19 protein-coding genes are annotated in these 21,155 nt (G+C 68.7%); 4 read left to right on the top strand and 15 right to left on the bottom strand.

What is annotated here, in order from left to right; translation table 11 throughout:
* The first annotated feature begins 44 nt into the window (after positions 1-44).
* Positions 45-587 (top strand): hypothetical protein, encoded by a 543-nt coding sequence (locus tag ACFVYN_RS19195; RefSeq protein WP_389999808.1) that lies wholly within the window; start codon positions 45-47, stop codon positions 585-587.
* A gap of 73 nt (positions 588-660) precedes the next feature.
* Here the strand turns inward: ACFVYN_RS19195 and nuoN are convergent, their stop codons facing one another.
* From nuoN to ACFVYN_RS19125, 14 genes are read right to left on the bottom strand one after another with little or no spacing between them, the layout of a single operon-like run.
* Positions 661-2,310 carry an NADH-quinone oxidoreductase subunit NuoN gene (nuoN, locus tag ACFVYN_RS19190; RefSeq protein WP_389999805.1) on the bottom strand — a complete coding sequence of 550 codons (1,650 nt, stop codon included), beginning with the start codon at positions 2,308-2,310 and terminating at the stop codon, positions 661-663.
* Entirely contained in the window at positions 2,307-3,878 is a 1,572-nt protein-coding gene (locus tag ACFVYN_RS19185; RefSeq protein ID WP_389999802.1) for an NADH-quinone oxidoreductase subunit M, read from the bottom strand. Before ACFVYN_RS19185 ends, nuoN begins: the two co-directional genes overlap by 4 nt.
* Before the next feature lie 5 nt (positions 3,879-3,883).
* Positions 3,884-5,848, bottom strand: a complete 1,965-nt coding sequence (gene nuoL / locus ACFVYN_RS19180) for an NADH-quinone oxidoreductase subunit L (protein WP_389999799.1) — start codon at positions 5,846-5,848, stop codon at positions 3,884-3,886.
* Between the two features lie 14 nt (positions 5,849-5,862).
* The gene (nuoK, locus tag ACFVYN_RS19175) at positions 5,863-6,162 is read right to left on the bottom strand and encodes an NADH-quinone oxidoreductase subunit NuoK (protein ID WP_003974374.1); all 300 of its coding nucleotides are present in this window, start codon (positions 6,160-6,162) and stop codon (positions 5,863-5,865) included.
* Positions 6,159-7,016, bottom strand: a complete 858-nt coding sequence (locus tag ACFVYN_RS19170) for an NADH-quinone oxidoreductase subunit J (protein ID WP_389999796.1) — start codon at positions 7,014-7,016, stop codon at positions 6,159-6,161. Before ACFVYN_RS19170 ends, nuoK begins: the two co-directional genes overlap by 4 nt.
* Positions 7,013-7,663 carry an NADH-quinone oxidoreductase subunit NuoI gene (gene nuoI, locus ACFVYN_RS19165; protein ID WP_389999793.1) on the bottom strand — a complete coding sequence of 217 codons (651 nt, stop codon included), beginning with the start codon at positions 7,661-7,663 and terminating at the stop codon, positions 7,013-7,015. Before nuoI ends, ACFVYN_RS19170 begins: the two co-directional genes overlap by 4 nt.
* Positions 7,656-9,032 (bottom strand): NADH-quinone oxidoreductase subunit NuoH, encoded by a 1,377-nt coding sequence (gene nuoH / locus ACFVYN_RS19160; RefSeq protein WP_389999790.1) that lies wholly within the window; start codon positions 9,030-9,032, stop codon positions 7,656-7,658. Before nuoH ends, nuoI begins: the two co-directional genes overlap by 8 nt.
* Positions 9,029-11,557 carry an NADH-quinone oxidoreductase subunit G gene (locus tag ACFVYN_RS19155; RefSeq protein WP_389999787.1) on the bottom strand — a complete coding sequence of 843 codons (2,529 nt, stop codon included), beginning with the start codon at positions 11,555-11,557 and terminating at the stop codon, positions 9,029-9,031. The genes nuoH and ACFVYN_RS19155 overlap by 4 nt, the downstream gene beginning before the upstream one ends.
* Positions 11,554-12,903, bottom strand: coding sequence for an NADH-quinone oxidoreductase subunit NuoF (nuoF, locus tag ACFVYN_RS19150; protein WP_389999784.1), 1,350 nt, complete (start codon positions 12,901-12,903; stop codon positions 11,554-11,556). Before nuoF ends, ACFVYN_RS19155 begins: the two co-directional genes overlap by 4 nt.
* Positions 12,903-13,805 (bottom strand): NADH-quinone oxidoreductase subunit NuoE, encoded by a 903-nt coding sequence (nuoE, locus tag ACFVYN_RS19145; RefSeq protein WP_389999781.1) that lies wholly within the window; start codon positions 13,803-13,805, stop codon positions 12,903-12,905. Before nuoE ends, nuoF begins: the two co-directional genes overlap by 1 nt.
* The gene (locus ACFVYN_RS19140; protein ID WP_389999778.1) at positions 13,802-15,124 is read right to left on the bottom strand and encodes an NADH-quinone oxidoreductase subunit D; all 1,323 of its coding nucleotides are present in this window, start codon (positions 15,122-15,124) and stop codon (positions 13,802-13,804) included. Before ACFVYN_RS19140 ends, nuoE begins: the two co-directional genes overlap by 4 nt.
* Positions 15,121-15,885, bottom strand: coding sequence for an NADH-quinone oxidoreductase subunit C (locus ACFVYN_RS19135; protein WP_389999775.1), 765 nt, complete (start codon positions 15,883-15,885; stop codon positions 15,121-15,123). Before ACFVYN_RS19135 ends, ACFVYN_RS19140 begins: the two co-directional genes overlap by 4 nt.
* The gene (locus ACFVYN_RS19130) at positions 15,882-16,436 is read right to left on the bottom strand and encodes an NADH-quinone oxidoreductase subunit B family protein (RefSeq protein ID WP_007383964.1); all 555 of its coding nucleotides are present in this window, start codon (positions 16,434-16,436) and stop codon (positions 15,882-15,884) included. The genes ACFVYN_RS19135 and ACFVYN_RS19130 overlap by 4 nt, the downstream gene beginning before the upstream one ends.
* A gap of 14 nt (positions 16,437-16,450) precedes the next feature.
* Entirely contained in the window at positions 16,451-16,810 is a 360-nt protein-coding gene (locus ACFVYN_RS19125) for an NADH-quinone oxidoreductase subunit A (RefSeq protein ID WP_007383963.1), read from the bottom strand.
* A 734-nt stretch (positions 16,811-17,544) separates the two neighbouring features.
* Here ACFVYN_RS19125 and ACFVYN_RS19120 point away from each other — a divergent pair.
* Positions 17,545-18,351, top strand: coding sequence for a C40 family peptidase (locus ACFVYN_RS19120; protein WP_389999772.1), 807 nt, complete (start codon positions 17,545-17,547; stop codon positions 18,349-18,351).
* 46 nt (positions 18,352-18,397) lie between these two features.
* Positions 18,398-19,033, top strand: a complete 636-nt coding sequence (gene def, locus ACFVYN_RS19115) for a peptide deformylase (RefSeq protein ID WP_389999888.1) — start codon at positions 18,398-18,400, stop codon at positions 19,031-19,033.
* A 105-nt stretch (positions 19,034-19,138) separates the two neighbouring features.
* On the opposite strand, the gene ACFVYN_RS19110 is transcribed toward def, so the two are convergent.
* On the bottom strand, positions 19,139-20,425 hold the full coding sequence (locus ACFVYN_RS19110; protein ID WP_351990383.1) for a geranylgeranyl reductase family protein: 1,287 nt from the start codon (positions 20,423-20,425) through the stop codon (positions 19,139-19,141).
* 122 nt (positions 20,426-20,547) lie between these two features.
* Between ACFVYN_RS19110 and ACFVYN_RS19105 the strand changes: the two genes are divergently transcribed.
* The gene (locus tag ACFVYN_RS19105) at positions 20,548-21,072 is read left to right on the top strand and encodes a GNAT family N-acetyltransferase (protein WP_389999769.1); all 525 of its coding nucleotides are present in this window, start codon (positions 20,548-20,550) and stop codon (positions 21,070-21,072) included.
* The last annotated feature ends 83 nt before the right edge of the window (positions 21,073-21,155 follow it).

Below are 21,155 nucleotides of genomic sequence, written 5' to 3'. Positions count from 1 at the left end.
GCGTGCACGCCTGTCCCGCCTCAAGCGCCTCAAGGAGAACCACCATGGCCCCTCGGCCCCTGAAGGCAGTGCTCACCGTCGCGGCGGCAGCGGCGTTCTCGCTGACCGCGGTCCCCGCGCAGGCGGCCGACGACCCGGAGCTCGTCTGGACCGAGCTGTCCAAGACGTACGGGGCCACCGGCCTGTACGCCTACGAGCCCTACGCGGTCGCCGACGGCTTCACCCCCACGTCCTGTGTGCCCGGCGTGGGCTACCGCTACGTCAACGAGAAGAACGTCGGGGCGACCGACCCCGAGACGCCCGCGGCGCTCCTCTACGAGGACAGCCCGTACGGGCGCAGGCTCATCGCGGTGGAGTGGGCCGTGAAGGCGGAGTCGGGTGCCGCCACGCCGACGATGTTCGGCCAGACGTTCCAGGATCCGGCCGCCCTGCCGGACCTGGGCTCCAGCTACACCCTCCACGCCTGGATCTACAAGAGGAACCCGAGCGGTCTCTTCAACGCCACGCACCCCGATGTGACGTGCTCGACGGACCAGGACCAGGACCAGGATCTGAGCCCGGACCTGGACCTGAACTTGGACATCTGACCGACCGTACGCGACGGGCCCCGGGTCCCTCGAAGCTCGAAGGGAACCGGGGCCCGCCCATGCGTACCGGAGGTCAGCGCACGAACACTCCCGCCTGGTTCGCCAGGTCCAGGAAGTACTGCGGCGCGACACCGAGGACCAGGGTGACCGCCACGCCGACCCCGATCGCCGTCATCGTCAGCGGCGAGGGCACGGCGACCGTCGGTCCCTCCGGGCGCGGCTCGCTGAAGAACATCAGCACGATCACGCGAATGTAGAAGAACGCGGCGATGGCCGACGAGATCACACCGACCACGACGAGCGGCGCCGCGCCGCCCTCCGCCGCCGCCTTGAACACGGCGAACTTCCCGGCGAAGCCGGAGGTCAGCGGGATACCGGCGAAGGCCAGCAGGAACACCGCGAACACGGCGGCCACCAGCGGCGAACGACGGCCCAGGCCCGCCCACTTGGACAGGTGCGTCGCCTCACCACCGGCGTCGCGGACCAGCGTGACCACCGCGAACGCGCCGATCGTCACGAACGAGTACGCGGCCAGGTAGAAGAGGACCGACGACACCCCGTCCGGCGTGGTCGCGATGACACCCGCGAGGATGAACCCGGCGTGCGCGATCGACGAGTACGCAAGGAGCCGCTTGATGTCGGTCTGGGTGATCGCGACGATCGCACCGCCGAGCATGGTGACGATCGCGACGGCCCACATGACCGGCCGCCAGTCCCAGCGCAGCCCCGGCAGGACGACGTAGAGGATCCTGAGCAGCGCGCCGAAGGCGGCCACCTTGGTCGCCGCCGCCATGAAACCGGTGACCGGCGTCGGCGCACCCTGGTAGACGTCCGGGGTCCACATGTGGAACGGGACCGCGCCCACCTTGAACAGCAGCCCCATGACGATCATGGCGGCGCCGATCAGCAGCAGCGCGTCGTTGCCCATGGTGTCGGCGAGCGCCGGGTCCACGGTGCTGATCGTGCCGTCGACGACCTTCGCGATGGTGCCGTACGACACCGAGCCCGCGTAGCCGTACAGCAGCGCGATGCCGAACAGGGTGAACGCGGAGGCGAACGAGCCCAGCAGGAAGTACTTGACCGCGGCCTCCTGCGACATGAGCCGCTTGCGGCGGGCCAGCGCGCACAGCAGGTACAGCGGGAGCGAGAACACCTCCAGGGCCACGAACAACGTCAGCAGGTCGTTGGCGGCCGGGAAGACCAGCATGCCCGCGACGGCGAAGAGCAGCAGCGGGAACACCTCGGTGGTGGTGAACCCGGCCTTCACGGCCGCCTTCTCGCTGTCGCTGCCCGGCACGGAGGCGGCCTGCGCGGCGAACGAGTCGACGTGGTTGCCGTGTGTCTCGGGGTCGAGCCGCCGCTCGGCGAAGGTGAACAGGCCGACCAGGCTCGCCAGCAGGATGGTGCCCTGGAGGAACAGGGCCGGGCCGTCGACGGCGATCGCGCCCATGGCCGCGATGCCCGCCTTGGTGTTGGCGTATCCGTCGGCGGCCAGTGCGACGACCGCCGCGAAGGCCGCGCACAGCGCTACGACGGACACGAACAGCTGGGCGTAGTAACGGGACTTGCGCGGGACGAAGGCCTCGACCAGCACTCCGATGATCGCCGCGCCCAGGATGATCAGGGTGGGCGACAATTGCCCGTATTCGATCTTCGGCGCGTCGATCTTCGAGATCGGGTCGGCCGCGGTTGTCCACAGGCTGTGGACGGCTGTCGCAGTCACTTGGCCGCCTCCACCTCGGGCTTGGGGTCCTTCTTGTGTACGTCGGACATGGTCGACTTCACCGCCGGGTTCACGATGTCCGTGACGGGCTTCGGATAGACGCCCAGGAAGATCAACAGGACGACCAGCGGAGCGACGACCACCAGCTCACGCGCGCGCAGGTCGGGCATCGCGGAGACCTCGGGCTTCACCGGTCCCGTCATCGTCCGCTGGTAGAGGACGAGGGTGTAGAGCGCGGCGAGCACGATGCCGAAGGTCGCGATGATGCCGATCACCGGGTAGCGCGCGAAGGTGCCGACCAGCACCAGGAACTCGCTGACGAAGGGCGCGAGTCCGGGCAGGGACAGGGTCGCGAGGCCGCCGATCAGGAAGGTGCCGGCGAGCACCGGGGCGACCTTCTGGACACCTCCGTAGTCGGCGATGAGCCGCGAGCCGCGCCGGGAGATCAGGAAGCCGGCCACCAGCATCAGCGCGGCCGTCGAGATCCCGTGGTTGACCATGTAGAGCGTCGCGCCGGACTGGCCCTGGCTGGTCATCGCGAAGATGCCCATGATGATGAAGCCGAAGTGCGAGATCGACGCGTACGCCACCAGCCGCTTGATGTCCCGCTGGCCGACCGCGAGCAGCGCCCCGTAGATGATGCTGATCACCGCCAGGACGAGGATCGCGGGCGTCGCCCACTTGCTGGCCTCCGGGAAGAGCTGGAGGCAGAAGCGGAGCATCGCGAAGGTGCCCACCTTGTCGACGACCGCCGTGATGAGCACGGCGACCGGGGCGGTGGCCTCCCCCATCGCGTTGGGCAGCCAGGTGTGCAGCGGCCACAGGGGCGCCTTCACCGCGAAGGCGAAGAAGAACCCGAGGAACAGCCAGCGTTCGGTGTTGGTCGCCATGTCGAGCGTGCCGTTGGCCCGTGCTTCGGCGATCTGCTGGAGGCTGAAGTTCCCGGCGACCACGTAGAGGCCGATCACCGCGGCCAGCATGATCAGACCGCCGACCAGGTTGTAGAGGAGGAACTTCACGGCGGCGTACGAGCGTTGGGCCGCCGCCTTCTCGTCGGAGCCCGCGTGGGCACGGTCCCCGAAGCCGCCGATGAGGAAGTACATCGGGATCAGCATGGCTTCGAAGAAGATGTAGAAGAGGAAGACGTCGGTGGCCTCGAAGGAGATGATCACCATCGCCTCGACGGCCAGGATCAGGGCGAAGAAGCCCTGCGTCGGCCGCCACCGCCTGCTTCCGGTCTCCAGCGGGTCGGCGTCGTGCCAGCCCGCCAGGATGATGAACGGGATCAGCAGCGCGGTCAGCGCGAGCAGCGCCACTCCGATGCCGTCCACGCCCACTTCGTAGCGGACCCCGAAGTCCGCGATCCAGGCGTGTGATTCGGTGAGCTGGTAGCGGGCGCCGTCCGGGTCGAAGCGGACCAGGACGGCGATCGCGAGGGCGAGTGTGGCGAGCGAGACGAGCAGCGCCAGCCACTTGGCCGCGGTGCGCCGTGCGGCCGGCACGGCGGCCGTGGCGATGGCCCCGATCGCCGGGAGCACCGCCGTCGCTGTCAGGAGAGGAAAGGACATCGGTATCAGACCGCCCTCATCAGCAGGGTCGCGGCGACGAGGATCGCCGCGCCGCCGAACATCGAGACCGCGTACGACCGCGCGTAGCCGTTCTGCAGCTTGCGCATCCGCCCGGAGAGACCGCCGACCGAGGCCGCCGTGCCGTTGACCACGCCGTCGACCAGGGTGTGGTCGACGTAGACCAGGGACCGCGTGAGGTGCTCTCCGCCGCGGACCAGGACGACGTGGTTGAAGTCGTCCTGCAAAAGGTCACGCCGGGCGGCACGGGTGAGCAGCGACCCGCGCGGGGCGACGACCGGGACCGGACGCCTGCCGTACTGGAGCCAGGCGATCGCGACGCCGATGACCATGACCGTCACCGTGGCCGCCGTGACCGTGACCGCGCTGATCGGCGCGTCTCCGTGGTCGTGCCCGGTGATGGGCTCCAGCCAGTGCAGGAAGCGGTCGCCGATGCTGAAGAAGCCGCCCGCGAAGACCGATCCGAAGGCCAGCACGATCATCGGGATCGTCATGGACTTGGGGGACTCGTGCGGGTGGGGCTCCGCGTGCTCACCGTGGTGCTCGGCGGCGGGCTCCGCGCTCGGGGCCTCCGGGGAGCGGGTGGGCTGGTTCTTCCAGCGCTCCTCTCCGAAGAACGTCATCAGCATCACGCGCGTCATGTAGAAGGCGGTGATGGCCGCGCCCAGCAGGGCCGCGCCGCCGAGGATCCAGCCCTCGGTGCCGCCCTTGGCGAAGGCCGCCTCGATGATCTTGTCCTTGGAGAAGAAGCCGGACAGGCCCGGGAAGCCGATGATGGCCAGGTAGCCGAGGCCGAAGGTGACGAAGGTGACCGGCATGTACTTGCGCAGGCCGCCGTACTTCCGCATGTCGACCTCGTCGTTCATGCCGTGCATGACCGAACCGGCCCCGAGGAAGAGCCCGGCCTTGAAGAAGCCGTGCGTCACCAGGTGCATGATCGCGAAGACGTAGCCGATGGGGCCGAGGCCCGCGGCGAGGACCATGTAGCCGATCTGCGACATGGTCGAGCCGGCCAGCGCCTTCTTGATGTCGTCCTTCGCGCAACCGACGATCGCACCGAACAGGAGCGTGACGGCACCGACGACGGTGACGACGAGCTGGGCGTCCGGCGCGAGGTTGAAGATGTTGGCGGAGCGGACGATGAGATAGACGCCCGCGGTCACCATCGTCGCCGCGTGGATGAGGGCCGAGACCGGGGTCGGGCCCTCCATCGCGTCCCCGAGCCAGGACTGCAGCGGCACCTGGGCGGACTTGCCGCAGGCGGCGAGCAGCAGCATCAGGGCGATGCCGGTGAGCGTGGCCTCGGAGGCGCCGGTGACGAGTCCGGGCTTCTCGTGGCTGCCGAGGACCGGGCCGAAGGCGAAGGTGCCGAACGTCGTGAACATCAGCATGATCGCGATGGACAGGCCCATGTCGCCGACGCGGTTGACCAGGAAGGCCTTCTTCGCCGCGGTGGCCGCGCTGGGCTTGTGCTGCCAGAAGCCGATCAGCAGGTAGGAGGCGAGACCGACGCCCTCCCAGCCGACGTACAGCAGAAGGTAGTTGTCGGCGAGGACGAGCAGCAGCATCGCCGCGAGGAACAGGTTCAGATAGCCGAAGAAGCGGCGGCGCCGCTCGTCGTGCTCCATGTACCCGATCGAGTACAGGTGGATCAGCGAGCCGACGCCCGTGATCAGCAGCACGAACGTCATCGACAGCTGGTCGAGGCGGAAGGCGACGTCCGCCTGGAAGCCCTCGACCGGCACCCAGCTGAACAGGTGCTGGGTGAGCGTGCGGTGCTCGGCGTCCTTGCCGAGCAGGTCGGCGAAGAGGATGGCGCCGAACACGAAGGACGCGCCGGCGAGGATCGTGCCGATCCAGTGGCCGACGGCGTCCAGCCGCCGGCCGCCGGTGAGCAGGACCGCCGCTCCGAGCAGAGGCGCCGCAATCAGCAGCGCGATCAGATTCTCCACGATTCAGCGACCCCTTACAGCTTCATCAGGCTGGCGTCGTCGACCGAGGCCGAGTGGCGGGAACGGAACAGCGACACGATGATCGCGAGCCCGACCACGACCTCCGCGGCGGCGACGACCATCGTGAAGAAGGCGATGATCTGGCCGTCGAGGTTGCCGTGCATCCGGGAGAAGGCGACGAACGCGAGGTTGCAGGCGTTGAGCATGAGCTCGATGCACATGAACACCACGATGGCGTTGCGCCTGATCAGCACGCCGGTGGCGCCGATCGTGAACAACAGGGCGGCGAGGTAGAGGTAGTTGACGGGGTTCACTTCGACGCCTCCCTCTTGAAGGTGGCCGATTCGATCTCGGTCCGCTCCAGGCGTTCCTCCGCGCGCTGCTCGAGCGCCTTGAGGTCGTTGAGCGCTTCGGCGGACACGTCCCTGATCTGGCCGCGGTCGCGCAGTGTCTTGCTGACCGTGAGCTCGGACGGGGTGCCGTCGGGCAGCAGGCCCGCGATGTCCACCGCGTTGTGCCGGGCGTAGACGCCGGGGGCGGGCAGCGGCGGCACGTGCGTGCCCTCGCGGACGCGCTTCTCGGCCATCTCGCGCTGGGTCAGGGCGCGTTCGGTGCGCTCGCGGTGGGTGAGCACCATGGCGCCGACGGCGGCCGTGATCAGCAGGGCGCCGGTGATTTCGAAGGCGAAGACGTACTTGGTGAAGATGAGGGTGGCCAGGCCCTCCACGTTGCCTCCCGCGTTGGCCTGGGTGAGGCCGTTGAACTGCTTGAGGGAGGCGTTGCCGATGCCGGCGAACAGCAGGATGCCGAAGCCGAGCCCGCAGATCAGGGCCAGCCAGCGCTGGCCCTTGATGGTCTCGGTGAGGGAGTCCGCCGCGGTCACGCCGACGAGCATCACCACGAACAGGAACAGCATCATGATCGCGCCGGTGTAGACGACGATCTGGACGACGCCGAGGAAGTAGGCGCCGTTGGCGAGGTAGAACACCGCCAGGATGATCATGGTGCCGGCGAGACAGAGCGCGCTGTGCACGGCCTTCTTCATGAAGACGGTGCACAGGGCGCCGATCACGGCGACGGTGCCGAGGACCCAGAACTGGAAGGCCTCACCGGTGGAGGTGCCGGCGGCCAGAGTGGCGGTGGCGGCGAGCTGGAGTGGTGCGGTCATCGCCCGATCACCTTCTCCGACGCCGGCTCGTCCGCGCCGAAGGTGGAGTCGGCCTCCTGGACCACCTCGCCCTTGGAGACGGCGACCTGGGGCACGGTGCCGGGAGCGGCCTCCGTGACCAGGCCGCGGTAGTAGTCCTGCTCGTCCATGCCGGGATAGATGGCGTGGGGCGAGTCGACCATGCCCTCCTCGAGGCCGGCGAGCAGCTGTTCCTTGGTGAAGATGAGGTTGGCGCGACTGCTGTCGGCCAGCTCGAACTCGTTGGTCATCGTCAGCGCGCGCGTGGGGCACGCCTCGATGCACAGTCCGCACAGGATGCAGCGGGCGTAGTTGATCTGGTAGACGCGGCCGTACCGCTCGCCCGGCGAGTAGCGTTCCTCGTCGGTGTTGTCGGCGCCCTCCACATAGATGGCGTCGGCAGGGCAGGCCCAGGCGCACAGCTCGCAGCCGACGCACTTCTCCAGGCCGTCCGGATGGCGGTTGAGCTGGTGCCGTCCGTGGAACCGCGGAGCGGTGGTCTTCTTCTGCTCCGGGTACTGCTCGGTCAGCCGCTTCTTGAACATGGCCTTGAAGGTCACGCCGAAGCCGGCGACGGGGTTCATGAAGCCGGGCTTCAACTGCTCGGTCTCCTTGGGCTCCTCAGCCATCGGACGCCTCCTTTCCATCCGTAGAACCACTCAGCGGTCCGTCACTCTGAGTATCGGGCCCGCCACTGACAATCAGCTCCCGCTCCTGGCGCGAGCGGCGCCTGGGCACCGGCGGCAACTCCTGTCCGGGCAGCGGCGGGACGGGGAATCCGCCCGCCATCGGGTCGAATCCGGCCGGCTCCTCTGCGGGCTGCGCTGCCGCCTTCGACTTCTCGCGGAACATGTCGGCGACGAAGGAGAGCAGCAGCAGGACCAGGACCGCCCCGCCGACGTAGAGGGCGATGTCGGCGAAGCCGTAGTTCTCGTTGCGCAGGGTCCGCACGGTCGCGACGAGCATCAGCCACACCACGGAGACCGGGATGAGGACCTTCCAGCCGAGCTTCATCAGCTGGTCGTAGCGGACCCGTGGGAGCGTCCCGCGCAGCCAGATGAAGAAGAACAGCAGCAGCTGCACCTTGATCACGAACCAGAGGAGCGGCCACCAGCCGTGGTTGGCGCCCTCCCAGAAGGTGCTGATGGGCCAGGGGGCCCGCCAGCCGCCGAGGAAGAGCGTGGTCGTCACCGCCGAGACCGTCACCATGTTCACGTACTCGGCGAGCATGAACAGCGCGAACTTGATCGACGAGTACTCGGTGTTGAAGCCGCCGACGAGGTCGCCCTCGGACTCGGGCATGTCGAAGGGGGCGCGGTTGGTCTCGCCGACCATGGTGATGACGTAGATGATGAAGGAGACCGGCAGCAGGATGATGTACCAGCGGTCCTGCTGAGCCTCGACGATCGCCGAGGTCGACATCGACCCGGAGTAGAGGAACACCGAGGCGAAGGCGGCGCCCATGGCGATCTCGTAGGAGATCATCTGCGCGCAGGAGCGCAGGCCGCCGAGCAGCGGATACGTCGATCCGGAGCTCCAGCCCGCCAGGACGATGCCGTAGATGCCGACCGAGGCGACCGCGAGGATGTAGAGCATCGCGATCGGCAGGTCGGTGAGCTGCATCGCGGTGCGGTGGCCGAAGATCGAGACCTCGTTGCCGGACGGGCCGAAGGGGATCACCGCGATCGCCATGAAGGCCGGGATGGCCGCGACGATCGGCGCGAGGATGTAGACGACCTTGTCCGCGCGCTTGACGACGACGTCTTCCTTCAGCATCAGCTTGATGCCGTCGGCGAGCGACTGGAGCATGCCCCAGGGGCCGTGCCGGTTGGGGCCGATGCGCAGCTGCATCCAGGCGACGACCTTGCGCTCCCACACGATGGAGAACAGCACGGTCACCATCAGGAAGGCGAAGCAGAAGACGGCCTTGACGACGACGAGCCACCAGGGGTCGGTGCCGAACATCGAGAGGTCTTCCGCGGCGAGGTACCGGCTCATGCCTCCACCTCCTTGGGAGCTTCGGCTGCGAGCGTCGCCGGGCCGATGTGGACGAGGGAGCCGGGCCGCACCCCGGCGTCGGAGGCGACACCCCGGCCCGTGGAATTGAGCGGCAGCCAGACCACGCGGTCGGGCATCTCGGTGATCTGCAGCGGCAGCTCGACGACTCCGGTCTTGCCGGTCACCGCGAGGAGGTCGCCCTCCTTGACGCCCACCTCGGCGGCCGTCGCGGCCGACACACGTGCGCGTGCCGCGTGCCGGGTCCCGGCGAGCGCCTCGTCGCCCTCCTGGAGGAGACCCTGGTCGAGCAGCAGCCGGTGTCCGGCCAGCACGGCCTCGCCGACGGCGGGCCGCGGCAACTGGGCCCCGGTCCCGAAGGACTCGGTGCCGCGCGGTCCGTCCCACGGGCCGAGCCGGTCGATCTCCGCGCGCGTGGTGCGCAGATCCGGCAGGCCCAGGTGTACGTCCATGGCGTCGGCCAGCATCTGCAGCACCCGTGCGTCGGTGGGCGCGAGGCGGCGGGTCATCTGGTCGGGCTTGAGAGCGGCCTCGAAGAACCGCACCCTGCCCTCCCAGTTGAGGAAGGTGCCGCCCTTCTCGGCGACCGCGGCCACCGGCAGGACGACGTCCGCGTGCTCGGTGACCTCGCCCGGACGCAGTTCCAGCGACACCACGAAGCCGACCTCGTGGAGCGCTTCACGCGCGCGTGCCGGATCGGGCAGGTCCGCGATCTCGACGCCCGCGACCACCAGGGCCTGGAGTTCGCCGGACAGCGCGGCATCCACGATCTGACCGGTGTCCCGGCCGTAGCGGTGCGGGAGTTCGGCCACGCCCCAGACCGAGGCGACCTCCTCACGCGCGCGTGGGTCGGTGGCCGGACGCCCGCCCGGCAGCAGCGACGGCAGCGCGCCCGCCTCGACGGCACCGCGCTCTCCGGCCCGCCGCGGGATCCACACCAGCTGCGCGCCGGTCGCGGAGGCGGCCCGCACGGCGGCGGTCAGTGCGCCCTCCACGGCGGCCAGCCGCTCGCCGACGACGATCACCGCGCCCGCGGTGCGCAGCGCCTCGGCGGCCCTGCTGCCGTCACCCTCCAGTCCCACTTCGCCGGCCAGCGCGTCCAGCCACTCGGTCTCGGTGCCGGGGGCGGCGGGCAGCAGCGTGCCGCCCGCCTTCTCCAGACCGCGGGTGGCGTACGTGGCGAGGGAGAAGACCTTCTGGCCGTGCTTGCGCCAGGCCTTGCGCAGCCTCAGGAAGACGCCGGGCGCCTCCTCCTCGGCCTCGAACCCGACCAGCAGGACCGCCGGTGCCTTCTCCAGAGCGGAGTACGTGACGCCCGTACCGTCGAGGTCACGGCCGCGGCCCGCGACCCGCGCGGCCAGGAAGTCGGCCTCCTCGCTGCTGTGCACGCGTGCGCGGAAGTCGATGTCGTTGGTGTCGAGCGCCACGCGCGCGAACTTGCTGTACGCGTAGGCGTCCTCGATGGTGAGGCGGCCGCCGGTGAGGACACCGGCCCGGCCGCGCGAGGCTAGCAGTCCCTGGGCCGCGATCTGGAGCGCCTCCGGCCAGGACGCCGGCACCAGCTCGCCCTCGGGGTTGCGGACCAGCGGGTGCTCCAGCCGGTCCCGCTGCTGCGTGTACCGGAAGGCGAAGCGCCCCTTGTCGCAGATCCACTCCTCGTTGACCTCGGGGTCGTTGGCCGCGAGCTTGCGCATGATCTTGCCGCGCCGGTGGTCGGTGCGGGTGGCACAGCCGCCGGAGCAGTGCTCGCACACGCTCGGGGACGAGACGAGGTCGAAGGGGCGGGAGCGGAATCGGTACGCCGCCGAAGTCAGCGCGCCGACCGGGCAGATCTGGATGGTGTTGCCGGAGAAGTACGACTCGAAGGGGTCGCCCTCGCCGGTGCCGACCTGCTGGAGTGCGCCCCGCTCGATCAGTTCGATCATGGGGTCGCCCGCGACCTGGTTGGAGAAGCGGGTGCAGCGGGCGCACAGTACGCACCGCTCGCGGTCGAGCAGCACCTGGGTGGAGATGGGGACGGGCTTCTCGTAGGTCCGCTTCTTGCCCTCGAAGCGGGACTCTGCCTGGCCGTGGGACATCGCCTGGTTCTGCAGGGGGCACTCGCCGCCCTTGTCGCAGACCGGGCAGTCCAACGGGTGGTTGATGAGGAGGAGCTCCATCACCCCGTGCTGGGCCTTCTCGGCGACCGGCGAGGTGAGGTGGGTCTTCACCACCATCCCGTCGGTGCAGGTGATGGTGCAGGAGGCCATCGGCTTGCGCTGGCCCTCGACCTCGACGATGCACTGGCGGCAGGCGCCGGCCGGGTCAAGGAGGGGGTGGTCGCAGAACCGGGGGATCTCGATGCCGAGCTGTTCGGCGGCCCGGATGACCAGGGTGCCCTTGGGCACGCTGATCTCCACGCCGTCGATGGTCAGCGAGACGAGATCCTCCGGCGGGACCGCCGCCTCTCCCCCGCCCGAGGAGCGTTGGCCCGCGGCGAAGCCGCTATCAGGCTGGCGTACGGTCATGCGTTCACCTCCGTGCGGGAGTCGGCCCAGACCGTGGACTTGGCCGGGTCGAAGGGGCAGCCGCGGCCCGTGATGTGCTGCTCGTACTCCTCGCGGAAGTACTTGAGCGAGGAGAAGATCGGCGAGGCGGCGCCGTCGCCGAGGGCGCAGAACGACTTGCCGTTGATGTTGTCGGCGATGTCGTTGAGCTTGTCGAGGTCGGACATCACGCCCTTGCCGGCCTCGATGTCGCGCAGCAACTGCACGAGCCAGTACGTCCCTTCACGGCACGGGGTGCACTTGCCGCAGGACTCGTGGGCGTAGAACTCGGTCCAGCGGGTGACGGCGCGGACGACGCAGGTCGTCTCGTCGAAGCACTGCAGGGCCTTGGTGCCGAGCATGGAGCCGGCGGCGCCGACGCCCTCGTAGTCGAGGGGGACGTCGAGGTGTTCGTCGGTGAACATCGGCGTCGAGGAGCCGCCCGGCGTCCAGAACTTCAGGCGGTGCCCGGGCCGGATCCCGCCGCTCATCTCAAGCAGCTGGCGCAGCGTGATGCCGAGCGGGGCCTCGAACTGGCCGGGGTTGGCGACGTGGCCGCTGAGCGAGTAGAGCGTGAAGCCGGGGGACTTCTCGCTGCCCATCGACCGGAACCATTCTTTGCCCCGGGTCAGGATCGCGGGAACCGACGCGATCGACTCCACGTTGTTCACAACAGTCGGGCAGGCGTAGAGGCCTGCGACCGCAGGAAAGGGGGGACGGAGCCGCGGTTGACCACGGCGGCCTTCGAGCGAGTCGAGCAGTGCGGTCTCCTCACCGCAGATGTACGCGCCTGCGCCCGCGTGCACGGTGAGTTCGAGATCGAGGCCGCTGCCCAGGATGTTCTGTCCGAGGTAGCCGGCCGCATAGGCCTCGCTCACGGCCGCGTGCAGCCGCCGCAGTACTGGGACGACCTCACCGCGCAGATAGATGAAGGCATGCGACGACCTGATGGCATAACACGCGATGACAATGCCCTCGATGAGGCTATGTGGGTTCGCGAAGAGGAGCGGGATGTCCTTGCACGTCCCGGGCTCCGACTCGTCGGCGTTGACAACTAGATAGTGCGGCTTTCCATCTCCCTGCGGAATGAACTGCCATTTCATTCCGGTGGGGAAGCCGGCGCCGCCGCGGCCACGCAGCCCGGAGTCCTTGACGTACGCGATCAGGTCGTCCGGTGACATCGCGAGCGCCTTGCGGAGCCCCTCGTACCCCTCGTGCCTCTTGTAGACGTCCAGCGTCCAGGACTTGTCCTCGTCCCAGAAGGCCGACAACACGGGTGCGAGCAGCTTCTCGGGGCTGGTGTCCTTCAGTTCGGGTGCCAAGGTCATCACTCCCCCTCCTCGGCGGCGGGCCCGGCCGGATGGGCCGGGTCGGAGGCCGACGTGTCCTGTGGCGCGTCATGTGAGCTCAGGTGCTCCGACGGGGACGGCTCGTGGGCGCCCCGGCCCTGCGGTGCGCCGTCGCGGTCCTGCGATGCTCCTTCGCGGTCCTGCGATGCTCCTTCGCGCGGATGGACCACGCGCCCGGGTGCGGCCTCTCCCCTGGCCAGGCGGAGGCCCACCAGCGACGCGGGTCCGGCCCCGCCGCTTGCCTCGACGGCCCCTGGCCGCTCGTCGGGGAAGCCGGCGAGGATCCGCGCGGTCTCCTTGAAGGTGCACAGCGGCGCCCCGCGCGTGGGCTCGACCGGACGCCCCGCGCGCAGGTCGTCGACGAGCCGCTTCGCGGTGGCCGGGGTCTGGTTGTCGAAGAACTCCCAGTTCACCATCACGACCGGCGCGAAGTCGCAGGCCGCGTTGCACTCGATGTGCTCCAGGGTGACCTTGCCGTCGTCGGTGGTCTCGCCGTTGCCGACGCCCAGGTGCTCCTGGAGCTCCGAGAAGATCTCGTCGCCGCCCATCACCGCGCAGAGAGTGTTGGTGCAGACCCCCACCTGGTAGTCGCCCGAGGGCTTGCGCCGGTACATGGTGTAGAAGGTGGCCACCGCGGTGACCTCGGCCGTGGTCAGCTCCAGCACGTCCGCGCAGAACTGCATCCCGGTGCGCGTGACATGCCCCTCCTCCGCCTGTACGAGATGCAGCAACGGCAGGAGCGCCGAGCGGGAGTCCGGGTAGCGGGCGATGATCTCGCGCGCGTCCGTCTCCAGCCGGGCTCGGACGTCGTCCGGGTAAGCGGGTGCGGGCAGTTCGGGCATGCCCAGGCTGACGCCCCGCTCGGAAGAACTGGTGGTCACCGGTCGACGCCTCCCATCACGGGGTCGATGGACGCGACAGCGACGATGACGTCGGCGACCTGGCCGCCCTCGCACATCGCCGCCATGGCCTGAAGGTTGGTGAAGGACGGGTCGCGGTAGTGGACCCGGAAGGGGCGGGTGCCGCCGTCGGACACGGCGTGCACCCCGAGCTCGCCCTTGGGCGACTCGACGGCCACGTACGCCTGTCCCGGCGGGACGCGGAAGCCCTCGGTGACCAGCTTGAAGTGGTGGATCAGGGCCTCCATGGAGGTGCCCATGATCTTCTTGATGTGGTCGAGGGAGTTGCCGAGCCCGTCGGGGCCCAGGGCGAGCTGGGCGGGCCAGGCGATCTTCTTGTCGGCGACCATGACCGGGCCGGGCTGGAGCCGGTCCAGGCACTGCTCGATGATCCCGAGCGACTGGCGCATCTCCTCGAGCCGGATCAGGAAGCGGCCGTAGGAGTCACAGGTGTCGGCGGTCGGGATGTCGAACTCGTAGGTCTCGTATCCGCAGTAGGGCTGTGCCTTGCGCAGGTCGTGCGGCAGGCCGGTGGAGCGCAGGATGGGGCCGGTGGCGCCGAGGGCCATGCAGCCCGCCAGGTCCAGATAGCCGACGTCCTGCATACGGGCCTTGAAGATGGGGTTCCCGGTGGCGAGCTTGTCGTACTCCGGGAGGTTCTTCCTCATCTTCTTCACGAACTCGCGGATGTGGTCCACCGCGCCGGGCGGCAGGTCCTGCGCGAGTCCGCCGGGGCGGATGTACGCATGGTTCATCCGAAGGCCCGTGATGAGCTCGTAGATGTCGAGAATCATTTCACGATCACGGAATCCGTAGATCATGATCGTGGTGGCGCCGAGTTCCATGCCGCCGGTGGCGATGCAGACCAGGTGCGAGGAGAGCCGGTTCAGCTCCATCAGGAGCACCCGGATGATCGTGGCCCGGTCGGTGATCTGGTCCTCGATGCCGAGGAGCTTCTCGACGGCGAGGCAGTAGGCGGTCTCGTTGAAGAAGGACGTCAGGTAGTCCATGCGCGTCACGAACGTGGTGCCCTGCGTCCACGTGCGGAACTCGAGGTTCTTCTCGATGCCGGTGTGGAGGTAGCCGATGCCGCAGCGGGCCTCGGTGACCGTCTCGCCGTCGATCTCCAGGATCAGCCGGAGCACGCCGTGGGTGGAGGGGTGCTGGGGGCCCATGTTGACGACGATGCGCTCGTCGTCGGCCTTGGCCGCGCTCTGGACGACCTCGTCCCAGTCGCCACCGGTGACGGTGTAGACGGTGCCTTCGGTGGTCTCGCGCGGAGTTGCGTGCTGCGTGCTCATGAGTACGACCTCCGCTGGTCCGGAGCCGGGATCTGGGCGCCCTTGTACTCGACGGGGATGCCGCCGAGGGGGTAGTCCTTGCGCTGCGGGTGGCCCTGCCAGTCGTCCGGCATCATGATCCGCGTCAGGGCCGGGTGACCGTCGAAGACGATCCCGAAGAAGTCGTAGGTCTCGCGCTCGTGCCAGTCGTTGGTCGGATACACCGAGACCAGGGACGGGATGTGCGGGTCGGCGTCCGGCGCGCTGACCTCCAGGCGGATCAGCCGGTTGTGGGTGATCGAGCGCAGGTGGTAGACGGCGTGCAGCTCGCGGCCCTTGTCGTGGAGGTAGTGGACCCCGCTGACGCCGGTGCAGAGCTCGAAGCGCAGGGCCGGGTCGTCGCGCAGGGTGCGGGCGACGCGCAGCAGGTGCTCGCGCTCGATGTGGAAGGTGATCTCGCCGCGGTCGACGACCGTCTTCTCGATCGCGTTGCCGGGGAGCAGTCCCTGCTCCTCCAGGGCGCCTTCGAGTTCGTCGGCGACCTCGTCGAACCAGCCGCCGTAGGGGCGGGCCGCCGGTCCGGGCAGCCGGATCGAGCGGACCAGTCCGCCGTAGCCGGAGGTGTCACCGCCGTTGTCGGCGCCGAACATGCCGCGCTGGACGCGGATCTCCTCACCGCCGTCACCGCGCTGGCCGGGGAGGTTGGAGGCGGTGAGGTCCTTCTCCGGGTTCACCCCTTCCCCGGCCCTGTTGACGCCGTTGGCGCCGTTCGCGTCGCTCACCGCAGCAGCCCCTTCATCTCGATCGTGGGCAGGGCCTTGAGCGCCGCCTCCTCCGCCTCGCGGGCCGCCTCCTCGGCGTTCACGCCGAGCTTGGAGCTCTGGATCTTCTGGTGCAGCTTGAGAATGGCGTCCATCAGCATCTCCGGCCGTGGCGGGCAGCCGGGCAGATAGATGTCGACCGGGACGATGTGGTCGACGCCCTGCACGATCGCGTAGTTGTTGAACATGCCGCCCGAGGAGGCGCAGACCCCCATGGAGATGACCCACTTGGGGTTCGGCATCTGGTCGTAGACCTGCCTGAGCACCGGCGCCATCTTCTGGCTGACCCGGCCGGCGACGATCATGAGGTCCGCCTGGCGGGGTGAGCCGCGGAAGACCTCCATGCCGAAGCGGGCCAGGTCGTAGCGTCCGGCGCCGGTGGTCATCATCTCGATGGCACAGCAGGCCAGGCCGAAGGTGGCCGGGAAGACGGACGCTTTGCGCACCCAGCCCGCGGCCTGCTCGACGGTGGTCAGCAGGAAGCCGCTCGGCAGTTTTTCTTCGAGTCCCATGAGTTAAAGGCCCCTCAGTCCCATTCCAGGCCGCCGCGCCGCCATACGTACGCGTACGCGACGAAGACGGTGAGCACGAAGAGCAGCATCTCCACGAGCCCGAAAACACCCAGGGCGTCGAAGGTGACGGCCCAGGGGTAGAGGAAGACGATCTCGATGTCGAAGACGATGAAGAGCATCGCCGTCAGGTAGTACTTGATGGGGAAGCGCCCGCCGCCGGCCGGCGTGGGGGTCGGCTCGATACCGCACTCGTAGGCCTCGAGCTTGGCCCGGTTGTACCGCTTTGGTCCGATCAACGTGGCCATGACCACGGAGAAGATCGCAAAGCCTGCCCCGAGGGCTCCCAGTACGAGGATGGGCGCATAAGCGTTCACCGCTCCTCGCTCCTCTCAGTCGGCACTGACTGCTGGCGATGGCATCGGACTCACACCCGCTTCATACGCCCCTCTGACCTCCGTCCGTCCCGACGAAGATCGCGAACATGTGAAGCAGGTCACAAGCCCAACTGACCCGCATCTTATGCCCGCCGGTCTGTGATCTGCGACACGGGGTATTGCACAAGCTTTGTGATCTCCACCACCAGACGAAGGATCATGAAGTCGGATCAGCGGTGATCTTCACACGGGAAGCTTCCAAGTGATCACCAGAGGTGACATTTCCGCTCGTCGGCGCAGGTCGGGAGAGGCGTCTCCATATCAAGAGAGTTCTCCTGCATGCAAATTGGTGCTGGACGCGAGCGCTTGGTAGAGGGCCGCGTTCACACATCAGAGGGAGGCGCGGGGACGAGTGTGGACGCGTGCACACATTCACGAGCGCCGACCGGCTCCGGACGCAGCCGTCGCCGTAACCGTTGCGTGACCTCCGCCACATGCATGAGAGATCCACAAGAAGGGGGCTTGGCCATCCGCCCCAACCGATGGTAGCTGCGGGGCAATTCGGGCGTAACAGCGAAAGCCCATGATCACAGGCTTGATCGCGTGCGTCCGCAATGTCCGTTACGGCGTCAATAAAGAAGGAGACACCAGGTATTCGGGCCGCCGATTGAACAACTGTGGCGCACCACACGTTTCTTGAAGGTATGGAGGAGCCCCTGATACCAGTTGGTCTCATGTCCCACACCGCTCACATACGCAGCCACCGGAAACCCCGCCGCAGCGCGACGACTTCGATCGCCGTGCGCGCCGGAGTCGCCGGTGGTGTGCTCAGCATGGCAGCGGCGGGCGCGTCGGCTTCGGCGTTCGCCGCCGAGTCGACGACGCAGACCCTCGAACTGCCCACCCTGTCGGCCGACCTGGGCAGCCAGGTCGCCGAGTCCGCCGACGCGATGCAGCAGGCCGCCGCCAACTACCAGCTGCAGGCCGAGCGTGACGCGGCCGCCGCAAAGGCCGCGAAGCAGGCCAAGGCGGACCTCGCGGAGGCCAAGAAGAAGGCGGAGGCCAAGAAGAAGGCCGAGGAGGCTCGCAGGGCCGCCGCCGAGGAGGCCGCCTCGCGCAGCTCCCAGCGGGCCACCCTGTCCGCCTCGGCGAGCACCAGTGTCTCCACGAGCTCGTCCACGGCCACCGGTTCGGCCGCGGCCGTCATCGCCTTCGTGAAGGCTCAGGTCGGTGACGCCTACGTCTCCGGCGGCACCGGCCCCAACTCCTGGGACTGCTCCGGCCTCGTGCAGGCGGCGTTCAGCCAGGTCGGCATCGACCTGCCGCGCGTCTCGCAGGACCAGTCGACCGCGGGCACCCAGGTCTCGCTGAGCAACCTCCAGCCGGGCGACATCCTGTACTGGGGCGGCGCGGGCAGCGCGTACCACGTGGCCGTGTACGTCGGTGACGGCATGTTCGTCGGCGCGCAGAACCCCTCGACGGGTGTCGCCGAGAAGCCGCTGTCCTACGACCCGCCGACCGGAGCGGTGCGGGTTCTCTGACCCCGTAAAAGCTTGGCAGGGCCGCAGCCGCTCGGGGGCTGCGGCCCTGCTGGTTTCCGTGACCCCCACGGTCCCTGACGCGAACCCCCGTCTCCAACCCCGCCGGAACCGTATGCGGCTGTGGCCGGTCGGCGAGGAGGTGTTGCGCAGGCCGTGCCGGGACCTGACCGAGTTCGGTCCCGGTCTCGCCGCGCTGATCGACGACATGTTCCTGACGATGTACATCGCCGAGAGGGCGGGACTCGCGGCGAACCAAGTCGGCGTCGATCTGCGGCTCTTCGTGTACGACTGCCCCGACGACGACGGTGTCCGGCATGTCGGACACATCGTCAACCCGGTGCCCGACCAGTTGGACCCCGCCGCGCGCAGGCTCCTCGACGACAGCGAGGGGTGCCTGTCGGTGCCGGGCGCCGTCATGGACGTACCGCGTCCGGACCGGGCCGTGGTGCGCGGGTTCGACCGGGACGGCGAGCCGCTCGTGATCGAGGGGACCGGCTATTTCGCGCGCTGCCTCGCGCACGAGACCGACCATGTGAACGGGCACGTGTATCTGGACCGGCTGTCCAAGCGGGAGCGCAAGGAGGCGCTGCGGCAGATGGCGGACCGGCGGGACGAGGTGTTCGCCCGCCGGGCGGCCAACGTCGAGGCGCTGAACGGCGCTCAGGGCACGCTCAGCGCCTGAGGGAGTGGACCAGCGCCCACACCGACACCGCGATGAGGATGACGAACACGGGTAACGCGATCCCTACGTCCATCCCGCCACGGTGCTCCGCTCAAGGGGTTCCCGTCACGCCTTCGGCGCCACCTTGCTCAGCCCGTTGATGATCCGGTCCATCGCGTCGCCGCCCGTGGGGTCGGTGAGGTTGGCGAGCATCTTGAGGGTGAACTTCATGAGCAGCGGGTGGGTCAGGCCGCGCTGGGCCGCGATCTTCATGACCTTCGGGTTGCCGATGAGCTTCACGAAGGCGCGGCCCAGCGTGTAGTAGCCGCCATAGGTGTCCTTGAGGACCCTCGGGTAGCGCTGCAGGGCGATCTCCCGCTGGGCGGGGGTCGCGCGGGCGTGGGCCTGGACGATGACGTCGGCGGCGATCTGGCCGGACTCCATGGCGTAGGCGATGCCCTCGCCGTTGAAGGGGTTCACCATGCCGCCGGCGTCGCCGACCAGGAGCAGGCCCTTGGTGTAGTGCGGCTGGCGGTTGAAGGCCATCGGCAGGGCGGCACCGCGGATGGGCCCGGTCATGTTCTCCGGCGTGTAGCCCCAGTCCTCCGGCATCGAGGCGCACCAGGCCTTCAGCACCTCGCGCCAGTCGAGCTCCTTGAAGGAGTCGGAGGTGTTCAGGACGCCGAGGCCGACGTTGGAGGTGCCGTCGCCCATGCCGAAGATCCAGCCGTAGCCGGGCAGCAGCCGGTCCTCGCCGGGACCGCGGCGGTCCCACAGCTCCAGCCAGGACTCCAGGTAGTCGTCCTCGTGGCGGGGGCTCTCGAAGTACGTCCGTACGGCGACGCCCATCGGGCGGTCCTCACGGCGGTGCAGGCCCATCGCGAGGGAGAGCCGGGTGGAGTTGCCGTCGGCGGCGACCACGAGGGGGGCGTGGAAGGTGACTTCGCGCTTCTCCTCGCCGAGCTTCGCGTGGACGCCGGTGATGCGGCCCGTGCGGTCGTCGACGATCGGGGCACCGACGTTGCAGCGTTCGTAGAGCCGCGCCCCGGCTTTCTGGGCCTGGCGGGCGAGCTGCTCGTCGAAGTCGTCGCGCTTGCGGACGAGGCCGTAGTCGGGGAAGGAGGCCAGTTCCGGCCAGTCGAGCTGGAGGCGTACGCCGCCGCCGATGATCCGAAGTCCCTTGTTCCGCAGCCAGCCGGCCTCTTCGGAGATGTCGATGCCCATGGCCACGAGCTGTTTGGTGGCACGCGGGGTCAGGCCGTCGCCGCAGACCTTCTCGCGCGGGAACTCGGTCTTCTCCAGCAGGAGCACGTCGAGTCCGGACTTGGCGAGGTGGTAGGCGGTCGTGGAGCCTGCCGGCCCCGCGCCGACGACGATGACATCGGCGGTGTTCTCGGACAGGGGCTCGGTCACGGCGGGATCTCCCCAGGCTCGGAATCTAGTTCGGAATCAAGTTCTGAATCCGCGTGCCGACCGGCACTGGACATGGGCAGTCTATTCAGCAGAATTGATCACCCGGCTGAAGGGCTGCCCCAGTGAACCGAGCTCTGCCTGTTGTACGGCTGCGTGTCCCCACCGACGAGGACGCCGTCGCCTGGCACCGGGTCTTCGACGACCCGGACGTCATGGAGTTCCACGGCGGCAGGTCCGCGGAGCTGTACGTCTACGAGGAGCTCACCGCGCGCCAGCGCCGGCATGACGCCGAGCGGGGATTCTGTCTGTGGACCATGGTCGACGAGAGCGGGCAGGTCGTCGGCTTCACGGGCGCCCAGCCGTGGCCGCGGGACTGGGGACCGACCGGCGAGATCGAGATCGGGTGGCGGCTCGGGCGGGCGTACTGGGGCCAGGGGTACGCCACGGCGGCCGCGCAGATGACGCTGGAGCGGCTCAGGGCGGCGGGCGTCCCGGACGTGGTGGCGATGGTCAGACCCGGCAACGAACGGTCGATCGCGGTCGCCAAGCGCCTCGGGATGGAACTCGCGGAGACCTTCCCGCATCCCCGCCTCCAGGAAGAGGCACTCTGCTTCCGGCTCTCCCTCCGGAACGGACACAGAGAGTAACCGTCTGCTACAGAAAGACACCTGGCACTTCCGGCCGCCGCCGGGCCGGAGTTACCCTTCCAGTACCGCTGGGGGTGACATCT

This window comes from Streptomyces sp. NPDC058307, from assembly GCF_042880295.1.
In the GTDB taxonomy this organism is placed as follows: Bacteria; Actinomycetota; Actinomycetes; order Streptomycetales; family Streptomycetaceae; genus Streptomyces.
The sequence above is the reverse complement of the archived record's forward strand: the minus strand, read 5'-3'. Positions and strand labels throughout refer to the sequence as shown.